At 56.9% G+C, this 13544-nt stretch carries 17 protein-coding genes; 6 read left to right on the forward strand and 11 right to left on the reverse strand.

What is annotated here, in order from left to right; genetic code table 11:
- The first annotated feature begins 49 nt into the window (after positions 1–49).
- Both ACR0AK_RS09415 and ACR0AK_RS09420 read left to right on the forward strand, forming a co-directional pair.
- Entirely contained in the window at positions 50–370 is a 321-nt protein-coding gene (locus tag ACR0AK_RS09415; RefSeq protein ID WP_170558055.1) for an ArsR/SmtB family transcription factor, read from the forward strand.
- Positions 367–792 (forward strand): SRPBCC family protein, encoded by a 426-nt coding sequence (locus ACR0AK_RS09420; RefSeq protein WP_480793119.1) that lies wholly within the window; start codon positions 367–369, stop codon positions 790–792. Before ACR0AK_RS09415 ends, ACR0AK_RS09420 begins: the two co-directional genes overlap by 4 nt.
- A gap of 255 nt (positions 793–1047) precedes the next feature.
- Here ACR0AK_RS09420 and ACR0AK_RS09425 read toward each other — a convergent pair whose 3' ends face one another.
- On the reverse strand, positions 1048–1344 hold the full coding sequence (locus ACR0AK_RS09425) for a hypothetical protein (RefSeq protein ID WP_170558059.1): 297 nt from the start codon (positions 1342–1344) through the stop codon (positions 1048–1050).
- Between the two features lie 94 nt (positions 1345–1438).
- Here ACR0AK_RS09425 and ACR0AK_RS09430 point away from each other — a divergent pair, with 94 nt between their 5' ends.
- Positions 1439–2218, forward strand: coding sequence for a helix-turn-helix transcriptional regulator (locus ACR0AK_RS09430; RefSeq protein WP_480793120.1), 780 nt, complete (start codon positions 1439–1441; stop codon positions 2216–2218).
- 154 nt (positions 2219–2372) lie between these two features.
- Here ACR0AK_RS09430 and nusB read toward each other — a convergent pair whose 3' ends face one another.
- The 4 genes from nusB to ACR0AK_RS09450 all read right to left on the reverse strand — a co-directional run bounded on the left by nusB (position 2373) and on the right by ACR0AK_RS09450 (position 5227).
- Positions 2373–2855: a transcription antitermination factor NusB gene (gene nusB, locus ACR0AK_RS09435; RefSeq protein WP_480793121.1), complete on the reverse strand. Its 483-nt coding sequence runs from the start codon at positions 2853–2855 to the stop codon at positions 2373–2375.
- Positions 2852–3403 carry a 6,7-dimethyl-8-ribityllumazine synthase gene (locus tag ACR0AK_RS09440; RefSeq protein WP_480793122.1) on the reverse strand — a complete coding sequence of 184 codons (552 nt, stop codon included), beginning with the start codon at positions 3401–3403 and terminating at the stop codon, positions 2852–2854. Before ACR0AK_RS09440 ends, nusB begins: the two co-directional genes overlap by 4 nt.
- A gap of 2 nt (positions 3404–3405) precedes the next feature.
- Complete coding sequence (gene ribB, locus ACR0AK_RS09445; RefSeq protein WP_480793123.1) at positions 3406–4527, reverse strand: 3,4-dihydroxy-2-butanone-4-phosphate synthase; 1122 nt, start codon at positions 4525–4527, stop codon at positions 3406–3408.
- Between the two features lie 112 nt (positions 4528–4639).
- On the reverse strand, positions 4640–5227 hold the full coding sequence (locus ACR0AK_RS09450; protein WP_480793124.1) for a riboflavin synthase: 588 nt from the start codon (positions 5225–5227) through the stop codon (positions 4640–4642).
- Between the two features lie 138 nt (positions 5228–5365).
- On the opposite strand from ACR0AK_RS09450, the gene ACR0AK_RS09455 reads away from it, so the two are divergent.
- The 3 genes from ACR0AK_RS09455 (at position 5366) to ACR0AK_RS09465 (ending at position 9875) form a co-directional block, all read left to right on the forward strand.
- Positions 5366–6664 (forward strand): capsule biosynthesis protein, encoded by a 1299-nt coding sequence (locus ACR0AK_RS09455; protein WP_480793125.1) that lies wholly within the window; start codon positions 5366–5368, stop codon positions 6662–6664.
- Positions 6665–6744: 80 nt separating this feature from the next.
- Positions 6745–7878 (forward strand): polysaccharide biosynthesis/export family protein, encoded by a 1134-nt coding sequence (locus ACR0AK_RS09460; protein ID WP_480793126.1) that lies wholly within the window; start codon positions 6745–6747, stop codon positions 7876–7878.
- Complete coding sequence (locus ACR0AK_RS09465; protein WP_480793127.1) at positions 7878–9875, forward strand: capsular polysaccharide biosynthesis protein; 1998 nt, start codon at positions 7878–7880, stop codon at positions 9873–9875. Before ACR0AK_RS09460 ends, ACR0AK_RS09465 begins: the two co-directional genes overlap by 1 nt.
- On the opposite strand, the gene ribD is transcribed toward ACR0AK_RS09465, so the two are convergent.
- The 6 genes from ribD to ACR0AK_RS09495 all read right to left on the reverse strand — a co-directional run bounded on the left by ribD (position 9872) and on the right by ACR0AK_RS09495 (position 13456).
- Positions 9872–10972, reverse strand: coding sequence for a bifunctional diaminohydroxyphosphoribosylaminopyrimidine deaminase/5-amino-6-(5-phosphoribosylamino)uracil reductase RibD (ribD, locus tag ACR0AK_RS09470; RefSeq protein ID WP_480793128.1), 1101 nt, complete (start codon positions 10970–10972; stop codon positions 9872–9874). The two genes, ACR0AK_RS09465 and ribD, sit on opposite strands and share 4 nt — an antisense overlap.
- The gene (nrdR, locus tag ACR0AK_RS09475; RefSeq protein ID WP_170324479.1) at positions 10969–11439 is read right to left on the reverse strand and encodes a transcriptional regulator NrdR; all 471 of its coding nucleotides are present in this window, start codon (positions 11437–11439) and stop codon (positions 10969–10971) included. Before nrdR ends, ribD begins: the two co-directional genes overlap by 4 nt.
- A 121-nt stretch (positions 11440–11560) precedes the next feature.
- Entirely contained in the window at positions 11561–11974 is a 414-nt protein-coding gene (locus ACR0AK_RS09480) for a secondary thiamine-phosphate synthase enzyme YjbQ (RefSeq protein WP_480793129.1), read from the reverse strand.
- Positions 11975–11992: 18 nt separating this feature from the next.
- Positions 11993–12382 (reverse strand): hypothetical protein, encoded by a 390-nt coding sequence (locus ACR0AK_RS09485; RefSeq protein WP_480793130.1) that lies wholly within the window; start codon positions 12380–12382, stop codon positions 11993–11995.
- 90 nt (positions 12383–12472) lie between these two features.
- The gene (locus ACR0AK_RS09490; protein ID WP_480793131.1) at positions 12473–12988 is read right to left on the reverse strand and encodes a DUF4166 domain-containing protein; all 516 of its coding nucleotides are present in this window, start codon (positions 12986–12988) and stop codon (positions 12473–12475) included.
- A gap of 33 nt (positions 12989–13021) precedes the next feature.
- Complete coding sequence (locus ACR0AK_RS09495; protein ID WP_480793132.1) at positions 13022–13456, reverse strand: thiol-disulfide oxidoreductase DCC family protein; 435 nt, start codon at positions 13454–13456, stop codon at positions 13022–13024.
- Positions 13457–13544 lie beyond the last annotated feature (88 nt).

Consider the following 13544-nt stretch of genomic DNA (forward strand, 5'->3'; position numbering starts at 1 on the left):
GGTATCTCATAAATTACGACACCAAATGGTATCACTTATGAGGTGACCAATGCAGACTCAAACTCAAAATGCATTTCGCGCCCTGGCCGACCCTACACGCCGCGAAATTGTCCAGATCCTGGCGTCTCAGGATATGACGATCGCGCAGTTGACGGATCAGTTCGATATGACACGCGCCGCAGTAAAAAAGCACCTGACGGTTCTTTCTGATGGCGGCCTCATCACCGTCGAGGCGCGCGGACGCGAGCGTATCAACCGACTGGAGCCAATAGGTATGGCCCCCATTCTCGATTGGTTCAGCTATTTTGACCAGTTCTGGGACGATCGTCTGAACAATCTGAAAGAAGCTATTGAGAGGAAAGAAAGATGACAAAAACAGTTCTGCAAAAAACGATTTTCCTAAGGGCCGAGCCGGAAACCGTTTGGGCCTATTTGACCGAACCCGCCCGATTGGCTGAATGGTTTCACAAACCCGAACAACCGCTTACCGCCGGTCAAAAGCTGGAAATGTTCGGTACGTCCAGCGGCGACCTTCTGATCTGGGGTGAGGTGCGTGCTGCGCGACAACCAGAATATCTGGAATACACGTTCACAATCAAACCCATGGGAGACGCCGTCAGCGTCGTGAAATGGACACTGGACCCGGTTCCGGGCGGCACTCGTCTGGGGCTGGTGCACGAAGGTCTACCACAAGGCGCAGAGGCATTTGGTCTGATCCTTGCACTCGATGACGGTTGGGACGAACATTTGGGCAAGATGCGCAATGCCCTGCACGAAACTGTTGACGCCTGACCCCTTGTGCAAACCCGCCGCAACCCCTACTTAGGCCCGTGGCGGGTTCTGCCCTTCTTGTGATTGGTAGCATTCTGGTGGCCTTAAGCAATTCCGAGGGGGCTGGCTCTGTTCAGGTCCTGGCCTGATTACCTGGCGCCCACCTGTACATACAGGTCCTCGGGAATCACACCGCACGGTTGACTGGTGGTCCCGCCACAAAAACTTGCCTCTCGCCTTGTCTGAGAGAGTTTCCGTTTTCCGAAATAGGTCCTGTCAGTTCTTGTCCACCGCCACACGGACGGGTTCAAACTTGGCGGCGATGGGTGTGCCACCCCGGGGTCCCTTTGGCTTTTCAGCCATGCTCATAATCGCGTAGGCAAACTGAACACCGGCGAATACGATCCCGTTCATGAACCAGATCATTGCCAGAGCAATCAGCCCGATCTCAGACCCGAAAATCAGGCCGCGCAGGTTGGCCACGTTCAACGCCAGAAGTACTCCGACAAACACGGCTGAGATGACAAATCCCCATGCAACCTGAGTGATATACAAACGGACCAGCTTGGGCATAATAAAGCTCCTTGTCTGATGCCGTGATGATAGCGCATGCTCAGGCTGAGTAAACTGCGGCCCCTAGGGGTGCGACACTATATTCGGAGCTTCAATGAATGCCCTCAGCCTGTTCACGCTTGATCTTCTCGAAGAGCTGTCATTGCGCCATGATGATCAGGAACGGTGGGAGTTCACGTTAGACCGTCTGAATGAGATCGGGTTTAACGCCCTGAACATGCTTTGCTTCACACCCGAGACTGGCGCCATTCATTGGGTTCGAAGTTCAATGTCCAAAGGTTGGCTGAACCGCTATGACAGCCAAGGTTATGCCGAAGCGGATCCGATGCTGGCGCAGGTTCAAAATGGCAAGGAAAGCCTCTACGTGCAGGCCGCAAGCCTCCGGTCCGCGGACGGCCATTCCTCCAAGGCGTTGGGTCTGAACCACGATCTGGAAAAGGCCGGATATATTCACCTTTACTCTCTGGTGGTTCCCTGCCCCGACAACGAGGCCAAGCTGGTGGTTCTGTCATCGGACCGACCGGACGCCCAGGCTCAAATGACTGAACGGCAGCGCGAAATGCGTGTCCTGGCAACCGTGCTGGCCACCAATCTGGGATCGGATATCCCCAGCAATCACGGTCGTGTGTACGACATCACAAGCATTGCTCCAACCACTCCGGACCTGACGCCACGAGAGCTGCAGGTCCTGAACCTTTTGGCTCTTGGGCACCGAAACGATAGAATCGCCGAACTATTGAACCTCTCGGAAGTTACGGTACGAACCCATTTGAAGAATGCGCGCGAAAAACTGAGAGCCCCGACCAGAGAATCCGCACTGGTCCGTGCGATGCAACTTGGCCTGATCAATCCGCCGGGCTATCGGAATCGATAGGTGGCACGCCGGCTACGTTCCGGTAAAATGTTGGTGTCTTTGGAAAAAACTGTGAGTGGTGGAGGCCGAAGACTTGTTTGCACAAGTGTATTTTTAGATTTCAGGCGCAGCGCTTTGTGTGGCTGCGCCTTTTTCATTTGGACTAAAGCTTTACTCAAAAAGCTTCGGGCTGCGCCTCGCGCGCCATGTGGTCCAAAACTGCGTTGACGAATTTCGGTTCTTTACCTTCCGGGAAGAACGCGCGCGCCACATCAACGAACTCGGTGATGACGACCTTTGGTGGCGTATCGCCTTGGGTCAGTTCGGCCCCGGCTGCACGGAAGGTGGCGCGCAGGGTCGGGTCAATGCGCGCGATGGGCCATTTGGCGACCAAAGCGCGGTCGGTCATCTGGTCAATCGGTGCCTGAAAATTCACTGCGTCTTCAACCAACTTGCGGAACACGCGGATATCGCCGTCCAGCATTTCCTCGCCCTCATAGACAGCGCCAAACCGATGATCCAAAAACTCGTTCACGACTGCTTCCGTCGTTTGGCCCGATTGCTCCATCTGGAACAGCGCCTGCACGGCATAAAGCCGGGCGGCGGATTTCATCAGGCGTTTCTGGTTGGCCGGTTTCGGCGCATCTGTCTGGGTCATGCTGTTGTGGGTCCGTTGTTGTCGCCCGCCACAAGGATGGACTCGGACGGCGGTTTGAACCCGACGCCCTTTTTGGAAGAGCCCCACTTACGGCTGAGTGCGATCAGATGCAAGGCCGCAGCGGCAGCGCCGCCACCTTTATTCATCTTTCCCGGATTTGCGCGGACTTCGGCCTGATCGTCATTTTCGACCGTAAGGATGCCATTTCCAATAAGAAGACCCTGCAGACCCATCAACTGGATCGCCCGACTCGAGTCGTTGCACACCGTTTCATAATGCGTGGTCTCGCCACGAATGACACAGCCCAGCGCCACGTAGCCATCATAGTTGCACTGGCGATCCGCCATGGCGATGGCGGTCGGGATTTCCAGCGCGCCCGGAACCTCAACAACTTCGCATGTGCCGCCAGCGGCTTCGATCTCGGCCTTGGCACCAGTAACCAGATTGTCGGCAATGGCGCGATAGAACGGGGCCACCACGATCAAAAGTTTCACAGGCTTGTCGAATGTCGGCGTTGGCAGTACGCCGTGTTTGTCTTGTTCAGCCACGATCAATCATCCTTGAGAATGGAACGGGTTCCGACGATGGAGATTCCAAACGCGTCGAGCCCCAGATATTTCGTTTCCGGTGTATCGGTCAGCAGCACCAGTTCCTGGATGCCTAGTTTGGACAAGATCTGCGCCCCAAGACCTGTTTGCTTGATGGTGCGCGGGCCTTCGTCATCGGTTGCGTAAAGCGCATTGCGCGGTTCACGAAACAGGCAAACCACGCCCCGCCCCTCGGCGGCGATCTTTTCCATAGCACGCGGCAGTTCCTGTGGCGATTTCGGACCCAGGCCCAGAATATCAGGCGCTTCATGCAGTGCATGGGTTCGGGTCAAAACCGGCTCGGGCGTGGTTATGTCACCTTTGATCAGGACAACATGCTCGATGCCATGTGTTTGATCGGTGAACAGGCGCATTTCCCATTCACCGCCATATTCCGATGTCACGGTCGTGCGTGAGGTTTCAACGACCAGATTGTCGTTGCGCGAGCGATAGGTGATAAGATCGCTGATCGTGCCGATCTTCATGTCGTGCTCTTTTGCAAATGCAACCAGATCGGGCAGACGTGCCATTGTGCCGTCAGGCTTCATGATCTCGCAAATCACCCCTGAGGGGTTCAACCCGGCCAGCCGAGAGATATCGACCGCCGCCTCTGTATGACCGGCGCGCACCAGCACCCCGCCCCGCTTGGCGCGCAGCGGAAAGATATGGCCTGGTGTCGCGATGTGCGCCATCGTATTTTGCTCGTTGATCGCCGTTTCAACGGTCAGAGCGCGATCTGCTGCCGAGATGCCGGTTGATACGCCTTCGCGCGCCTCGATGGACACGGTGAATGCGGTCTCGTGACGGGATGAGTTGTTCACAGCCATCATCGGCAGGCCAAGGGCTTCGACGCGCTCTGCTGTCATCGGCAGGCAGATCAGCCCGCGCCCGTAGGTGGCCATAAAGTTGATCGCCTCGGCATCCGCAAACTCGGCCGCGATGACCAGATCACCCTCGTTCTCGCGATCTTCATGGTCGACCAGGATGTACATCCGGCCCTTGCGCGCCTCTTCAATGATATCTTCGATCGGGCTGATCGCGTCGCGCAGCTGGGCCTCGACCGGGCCAGGGGTTTCAAAGCTCATGGGGCAGCCTTTCGCAAGAGCGTTTCTGACCGGCTGGATAGACCACCAAGCGTTCAAATACCAGAGCGCTTGCTGCTACACCCCGCTGAAACGCGACGTCTCAACCTGTGGTTCAGGACATCTCAGCCAAGCGGGCGACGTAGCGTGCCAGCGTGTCGATCTCAAGGTTTACCCGATCTCCGACAGAGACATCGCCCCAGGTCGTCACTTCTTTGGTGTGGGGGATGAAATTGATCCCAAAATCGCAGCCGTCCACGTCATTGACCGTCAGAGAGGTTCCGTTCAGCGCAACCGATCCCTTGGGCGCGATAAATCGGGCCAGTTCTTTGGGTGCACGCAGTGTTAGCCGGGTGCTGTCGCCTTCGTCCTGCAGCGCAACAACCTCAGCCACGCCGTCGACATGGCCGGAAACAATATGCCCGCCCAGCTCGTCCCCAACTTTGAGGGCGCGTTCCAGATTGACGCGCTGGCCGACGGTCCAGTTGTTCAGATTGGTTTTCGAAACAGTTTCGGCGCTGATCTGCACGTCGTACCAGTCGTCGCCAAGGGCAATTACGGTCAGGCAGACACCGTCACTGGCGATAGATGCTCCGATATCGATACCGGCAGTGTCATAATCCGTTTTAATCCGGGCGCGCAGATCTCCTTGCTGGTCCAGCTCGGTAACTATTCCGATATCGGTGACGATCCCTGTGAACATTGCTTATACCCTTAGTCTATAACCTGTGCGGATGTATCACAGCCGAGGTAAGGCCAAGAAACGCTGTGGGCAAGCCCTGCCTTGCCCAGATTGCTGTTAGCAGGCATAATTTCGGCACCAGAATAAAGAGCAGCAACTATGCACTCACTCACCACGCGCTCAGATCGCCGCGTGTTCTTGTTCTTGCAGGGACCACATGGCCCGTTTTTCAGCGCGCTGGCACGCACTTTGCGCGCCGCCGGTGCTGATACTCTGCGTGTGGGGTTCAACGCCGGCGATCAGGCATTCTGGTTTGACCGCAACACCTATATCCCATTTCTGGATGATCCCGAACAATGGCCCGAAACCCTAAAGGGGCTGATCCGCTCGCGGTCGGTCACGGACATTGTTTTGTATGGCGACACTCGCCCTGTTCATGCAAAAGCCGTGGAAGTCGCACGCGCAGTGGGCGTAACCATCCATGTCTTCGAAGAGGGGTATCTGCGCCCGTGGTGGGTCACTTACGAGCGCGACGGGTCGAATGGGCACTCACGGCTGATGTCACTGGACATCGCGCAGATGCAACATGCGCTTGATCAGTCAGAGGCACCGGTCCCACCGCCACCGTCCCATTGGGGGGATATGCGACAGCACATATTCTACGGCGCGCTATACCACTGGTTTGTTCTGTTTTTAAACAAGCGATACTCCAACTTCAGAACACACCGTGAAATGCCCGTGGCAAAAGAGTTTCGGCTATATTTCAAGCGGCTTGCGCTGATGCCTTTCCACAGTATCAGACGTCTTTGGGCCACCATGCGCGTTCGACAAAGCGGTGCCCCTTATCACCTGGCCCTATTGCAACTGGGCCATGACAGCTCGGTTCAGGCGCATTCAGACTATACCTGCATGTCAGGTTTCCTTGAGCATGTCATTTCCGGATTCGCCAAAGGCGCACCGATCCATCACCATCTGGTGCTGAAAGAACATCCGCTTGAAAACCATCGCGAGCCACTGCGCCGCAGGGCGCGGGAAATAGCCCGCGCTCACAATGTGGCGGACCGCGTGCATTATGTTCCTGGCGGCAAACTGGCCCGATTGCTGGATGACGCGAACACAGCCGTCACGATCAACTCCACCGCAGGCCAACAAGTTCTCTGGCGCGGAATACCGTTGCGCAGCTTCGGGCGGTCCGTCTACGACAAACCCGAGTTTGTTTCACAGCAACCCTTGGCTCGGTTCTTTGCTGCCCCGGACATTCCAAACCACGAAGCCTATCGCGCCTACCGTCAGTTTCTATTGAAAACCAGCCAGTTACCCGGCGGGTTTTATTCACTTCGCGGGCGGCGTCAATTGCTGCGCCGAGCTGCCGACATGCTGTTGCAGGCGCATGACCCTTATCAGTCCGTATTAGCCGGCAACGAGGCGCAGACGCCACAGTTGAAGCTTGTCGACTAAGCCGGACTGGTTGGTGCTGGATGTTGAACCATGAACAAGCTAAATTGACGCAAACAAAAGACGACTGAGGATAATCGGCAGTGCATTGCTTTCCAATTCGCTGGGCGCGAGGGGCCGCCCTTGTTGCCGTTTGTGGCGCGCTGGCCGCGTGCCAGCTTCCTAAATCAGGCCCCAACAAAACCGAGATTCTGGCGGGCGCAGTCGAAAATGGAGGAAATGCCTTTGTCGTCGAAGTGGATGACAGGGTTGCGCGGGCGACATCCAAAGTCCCCCAATTCGGCTTTTCATCTTCCTTCACTAGTGCTCAGAGCTTAACAGCGGATACCGTTCGCCCCGGCGACGTGTTGGGATTGACGATCTGGGAAAACGTTGATGACGGCCTGCTGACAAGCGAGGTCGGGTCCTCTACGAGCCTGAGCGAAGTGCAGGTGGATGCTGATGGTTTCATATTTGTCCCCTATGCCGGGCGAGTGCGCGCGTCTGGAAACACGCCCGAGCAGCTCCGTCAGGTGATCACCGAAAAACTTCAGGATCAAACGCCCGACCCTCAGGTCGAAGTCCGCCGGGCTGCGGGGAATGGCGCAACCGTCGCGCTGACAGGCAACATCTCGGCTCCGGGGATTTATCCCATCGAACTTCCGACCCGAACCCTGTCCGGAATGTTGTCGCAGGCTGGCGGCGTAGTGGAAGGTTCTGACATTGCACTCGTGACGCTGATCCGGGGCAACCAGAAAGGAACCGTTTGGTACGACGACGTATTCAGCAACCCAAAACTGGATGTGGCGCTTCGCGGCAACGATCGCATTCTGGTGGAGGCGGACAGCCGGTCGTACATTGCGTTGGGGGCAACTGGCGGCCAATCTCGCGTCGCGTTTGACACGCAGGACCTTTCGGCGCTTGAGGCATTGGCGCAGGTCGGCGGCCTGCTGTCGTTGTCCTCGGATCCTACCGGGATATTCATTCTGCGCCGGGAAAGTCAGGACATCGCGCGATCGGTGATGGGACGTTCGGACCTGCAAGGCGATCAGCGAATGGTCTACCTGTTGAACCTGACTGCCCCGAACGGGCTGTTCATTGCCCGGGATTTCGTGATCCGTGATGACGACACGATCTATGTGACCGAAGCGCCATATGCGCAGTGGACCAAGTCTATTTCCCTGATCGCAGGTGGCCTCACACCACTGGCCAATGTCGCCACATTGACTGGCAACTGATGTCGCTTGAAACAACAGCCGGGTCTGAACGTACCCGGCTGCTTGTCTTTAATGGCGGCTTCCTTACATCTCGCCGCATTCGCCGCATGTTGGCTTTGTCCGGTTTTGACGTTCGGATTGGCCTTCCGAAACAGGGCGACGCCGTTGGGGTTTGGGGTAACAGCCCAACAGCCCATCGCGGCCTTGGGGTCGCGACCCGGCACAATGCCCCAGTGTTGCGCGTGGAAGACGCCTTTCTACGATCTTTACACCCGGGCCGCAGCGGAGAACCCCCACTTGGCCTGTTACTTGATCGGTCCGGTTTGCATTTTGACGCGAACCAGACATCTGATCTGGAAACGCTTTTGGCCACCCATCCGTTGGACGACACCGCCCTACTGAACCGTGCGCGGGGTGGGATCGAACGGATGCGTAACTTGAACCTTAGCAAGTACTCGGCTTTTGATCTGTCTGCTCCGCCACCCGACCCCGGCTATGTGCTGGTTGTCGATCAAGTCCGCGGCGACGCAGCCGTAACGGCTAGCGCCGGGGATGAGGCGCGGTTTCGCGAAATGCTGGTGATGGCGCAGGAAGAGAACCCCGGCGCCACAGTTCTGATCAAGACACATCCGGACACCATAGCCGGGCATCGTTCGGGCTTTTTTACCACAGCCGATCAATCCGATCGCGTCTCGGTCATCAGCACGCCCGTCAGTCCGTGGGCTTTGTTGGAAGGCGCGGTCGGAGTTTACACCTTGTCCTCACAGATGGGGTTCGAGGCAATTTTGGCAGGCCACAAACCGCGTGTCTTCGGCCAACCTTTCTATGCTGGTTGGGGCCTGACGCAGGATGAAGCGCACCTGCCGCGCCGTCAACGCAACCTGACGCGCGCGCAATTGTTTGCTGCGGCGATGATCCTCTACCCGACTTGGTACGATCCTTACAGGGACAAGCTGTGCCAGCTGGAAACCGTTCTGGATACGCTTGAGGCGCAAACGCGCGCCTGGCGTCAGGATCATAAGGGATGGACCGCGTCGGGTATGCGCCTGTGGAAACGCAAACATCTACAACAAATGTTCGGACGCGAAAAAAAAGTTCGCTTCACCGCTGAACAACCGGCGCAGTCCGACCGCCCTCATATGGTCTGGGCAAGTAAGGCCAAGGGCACGGAAAGTGTCGTCCGAGTTGAGGATGGGTTTTTACGCTCGCGCGGGCTGGGCGCAGATCTTGTACCGCCGTTGTCGTTGGCAACGGATAACCAGGGGATTTATTATGACCCCACGCATCCCAGCCAATTGGAAGAGATGATTGCCGCCCGGGAAACCTTGCGACCGGATCAGGAATTGCGAGTTGAAAAACTGATCACTCAAATCGTGTCAGCCATGATTACCAAATATAATACTGGCGATGGCGCACCGGACCTACGTGAAGGGCATCGGATACTTGTCCCTGGTCAGGTCGAAGACGATGCCTCGATCCTCTTGGGCACCAGCACTATTCGCACAAATACCGATCTGCTGCGCGTTGTGCGTGAAGCGAACCCTAACGCCATTCTGATCTACAAGCCGCACCCTGATGTCGAAGCAGGCTTACGCGATGGGGCTGTCGAAGCCGCAGAGTTTGCTGATGTCATCGCCACCCAATGCGACCCCGCAGCCCTGCTATCGCAAGTCCAGGAGGTTTGGACTATGACCTCTTTGCTGGGGTTCGAGGCTTTGATGCGCGGCACTAGTGTGACCACCCTGGGCGCACCGTTCTATGCCGGGTGGGGGCTGACGAACGATTTGGGAACCGTCCCCGCGCGAAGGGGCGCGCGACCTACGGTCTTGGGCTTGGTGCACGCGGCTCTGATCGACTACCCTCGATACATGGACCCAGTGACAGGTGACCCCTGCCCTGTCGAGGTTGCTGTCGAACGGCTGTCACAAAGCGCTGCCCCGGCAAGCGGGCCACTGCTTCGTATACTGTCAAAGTTGCAGGGGGCATTCGCGACCCACGCGCATATCTGGCGCCGTTAGCGAAGCGCTCGCGCCCAACGGTGCATGATATCTGGCCCGATAACTTGAGTTTCGATCAGCTCAAAACGCGGCGCATTGTCCAACTTTTCCAGACCCAGCGTGCCGATCGCTGACAACCCTTCAGCACCAATCGCAAGACCGGCAGTGAACCCGATCAACTCATCCACCAGATCAGCAGCAAGAAGCGACGCGGCCAAAGCAGCCCCGCCCTCGCAAAACACGCGGGTCAGGCCCGCTTGTCCCAGTTGATGCAACAGGTCTACGGCGTCGATCTGATGTTCGTCCAACGCGCAGGGCAGTAAACGCGCACCCAGACCTTCCCAAGCACGCGCGCGTTCGGCATCCGGTGACGGGCCATGGCAGAGCCAAACGGGAACTTCTGCGGCAGTTCGTGCCATTTGCCCCATCAAGGGAATGTCTAGATGCCGCGAGACCACAATCCGGACGGGCTGAGCATCGACGCCAATATCCCGCACGGTCAAGGAAGGATCGTCGGCACGCGCGGTGCCTGCCCCGACCATGACCGCATCATGACGCGCGCGCATGGCATGAACGGCGCGCCGCGCCTTGGGTCCAGTAATCCATTTACTGTGGCCTGTGGCGGTGGCGATCCGCCCATCAAAACTGCTGGCCAGTTTCAAGGTTACGAACGGGCGGCCCTGTTCGGTTTTCAGAAAAAACCCGGAAAGATCTTGGGCCGCTTGGTCAGCCAGTACGCCGGTGATAACTTCGATCCCGGCATCACGCAACATCGCAAAACCCTGGCCGGAAACACGCGGATCGCTGTCTTCGATGGCCGCAACAACACGAGCCACGCCCGCCGCGATCAGGGCGTCGGCACATGGTGGTGTTTTCCCGTGATGGGCGCAGGGTTCAAGCGTGACATAGACCGTGGCACCTTTTGCGGCTTCGCCGGCTTGTGCCAGTGCCTGAGGCTCAGCGTGCGGACGGCCACCCGGTTGAGTCCAGCCGCGCCCCACGATGCGCCCGTCACGCACAATAACGCAACCAACAGCCGGATTTGGCCAGCACGTCCCTTGACCACGCCGCCCCAAAGACAGGGCAAGCGCCATATATCGCTTATGTGTTTCGCTCACTCGTCCGTCGAAGGCTGCGGCGGTCGCAGTTCGTGGACAAACTCCTCGAAATCATCGGCCGCCTGGAAATTCTTGTATACGCTCGCAAAGCGAACATAGGCGACGGTGTCGATCCGCGCCAGAGCTTCCATGACGATCTCGCCGATTTTGCTGGACGGAATGTCGGTCTCGCCCATGCTTTCCAGACGGCGCACGATGCCCGAGATCATCTGGTCGATCCGATCCGGTTCAATGGGGCGTTTCTGCATCGAGATACGGATCGAACGCTCCAGCTTGTCCCGATCAAAATCTTCGCGTTTGCCGTTGGTTTTGATCACCACCAGATCACGCAACTGAACGCGTTCGTAAGTTGTGAACCGGCCGCCACACGCGGGACAAAACCGTCGCCGGCGAATGGCCACATGATCCTCCGCTGGGCGTGAATCTTTGACCTGAGTATCGATATTTCCGCAAAACGGGCAGCGCATCCGCCGTCTCCTCGTCCCTGGTTCGGCCTCTTTTTGTAAGCTTTGCTGCTTACTTATCCACAACTATAGGGTAGCCGCTAGAGTTTGGGTAGTCGGAAATTTTCACCGCAATATAAAGGGGTCAGACGAAGTGTGCCGCCACCTTTCGCGTGTGCCCTGCAGTACGGTGTTCAAAAAGATAAATACCTTGCCATGTACCCAGTACCGGACGTCCGGCGGACACGGGAATAGACAATGACACAGGTAAAAGAGCTGCCTTGATATGAGCGGGCATATCGTCGGGACCCTCGTAGGTATGCCGCAGGTAAGCCATCGCAGGGTCATTGGAAGGCGGGACTAGTCTTTCAAAAAAGGCACGCAGATCTGTTTGCACTTCGGGATCGGCATTTTCCTGAATTATCAGCGAACAAGACGTATGTCGTACGAACAATGTCAGCAGACCATCGCCTGAGACCGAGTTCAGCCAGTTGCGCACGTCCGCGGTGAACTCATACAACCCCGGCCCGTTCGTCGAAATAACAAACTCGGTCTGCATATTACGATACGTCCTGGTTCAACGGAACCTAGGAACAACGTGACAGCGACCATTGGCCCCCTGAACCGACATACTTTCGCCAGCCTTAAAACCGACTGAGAACGAACTGCTTTGCTGTGCCACGTTTGTCGGTTGCTGTAGCGAGAATTGAACGGCTGTGCGGCGACCTGTTGCTTCGCTGGGACCATAGCCACGCCAGACATAAATACGCTGTTGCCAGCCTGCACCTAAAGTCCGACGCGCATAGTCCGCAGCCGCGCACCAATATCCATCCACATCCTGGCGTGCCCGCGGGATCACTTCGAATACAGTGTTGTTGACGGAAACCGTTTGATACCCGTTTCGCGCGGCCGAGGCCGACGACACCGGAACAGTCAGCAAGATCGCGGCCGAAACCGCTAAAGTCATAACCTTTTTCATAATCATACTCTCATTCGTTTCGAGGTGATTTTTCAAATAGTATACATTCTTACCCGGCAAAGCTGGTTCACAATCAATTCAGTCGAAGGCAGTCCCGACGTGATCGCACATTAGCCAGCCCTGATACCGGATCAAAGCTCCGATAAGCGGCATCCGCGCTGAAACATCAAACCGAAACCGTCCTTCTTCATCCTGCCATTCCACAGTCTTTGATTGCGGCAAAAGCAGCTTTGGGCAGGGTATGCGCAGCAAGCTGAGGCGCAGGATCTGGATCTCTAACTGCTCGTTCGCATAAACCGGCTTCAGCCAGACAGAAATCTGTCCAAACTGTTCGCGGACGCATCCCATTTGATGATCCAATGCCAGCCGTGATTGCGTGACGTGACCATCGAAATCGCGCGTCCAAAACCAAGTGCCCCCCTCTTGATCGATCCTGAGCCGCACCGGGATGTCGTCACCCCCAAGCGGCATACTGGCAAAGCGCAACGCGACCTTGGCCAACCACCCCTTGCCCGGCTTGACCGAGCATCGCCCGGAATAAATTCCGCCCGAGTTATGCAATGCCTGCAACGCTTTGGGCAGGCTTGTTCCCATTGGCAAGGCTTGCAAAAAAGGATCGGGTTGCACTCAGAACCCCTCGGGCAGGAAACGAGCACGCAGAGCTTTGTCCGGGACCATGCAGGTCGGTGAACGCCCAAAGATGGCATACCGGTTTCTGGCAATCGCGTAATAAAGTGGGTCTTTGATAATACTTGGAAGGTATTTGCAGATCGAAAGAGCACGCCAGATCCCTGGCAGCTTGTGCATCGCGGCGGCGAAAGCATCCAACCGTTGATGCACGACGCCATCGGTCACAACGAGATTGGTTTCAAAGTCCCGGGCCGGCAGTCCAAGTTCATTGTACAGCCGTTGTCCCAACGGCGATTGCGCGGTGGCAAATTTGAACTGTTGCGCTTTGTCCCGCGCGACAATGAAACGAAAGAAGCCCGAACACAGAACGCATTCGCCGTCAAAGACAATGAAATCTTGACCATCTGCCGCATCGGTTGCCAGTGTGGTCATATCAGTTACGCCTGCTAACCCAATTTGACGCACATTCGCACCACTACGCCTTTCCGGCAATGCGACACTGGGCCATCTTTGCGAAATA

The organism is Ruegeria sp. BI12, from assembly GCF_056537985.1.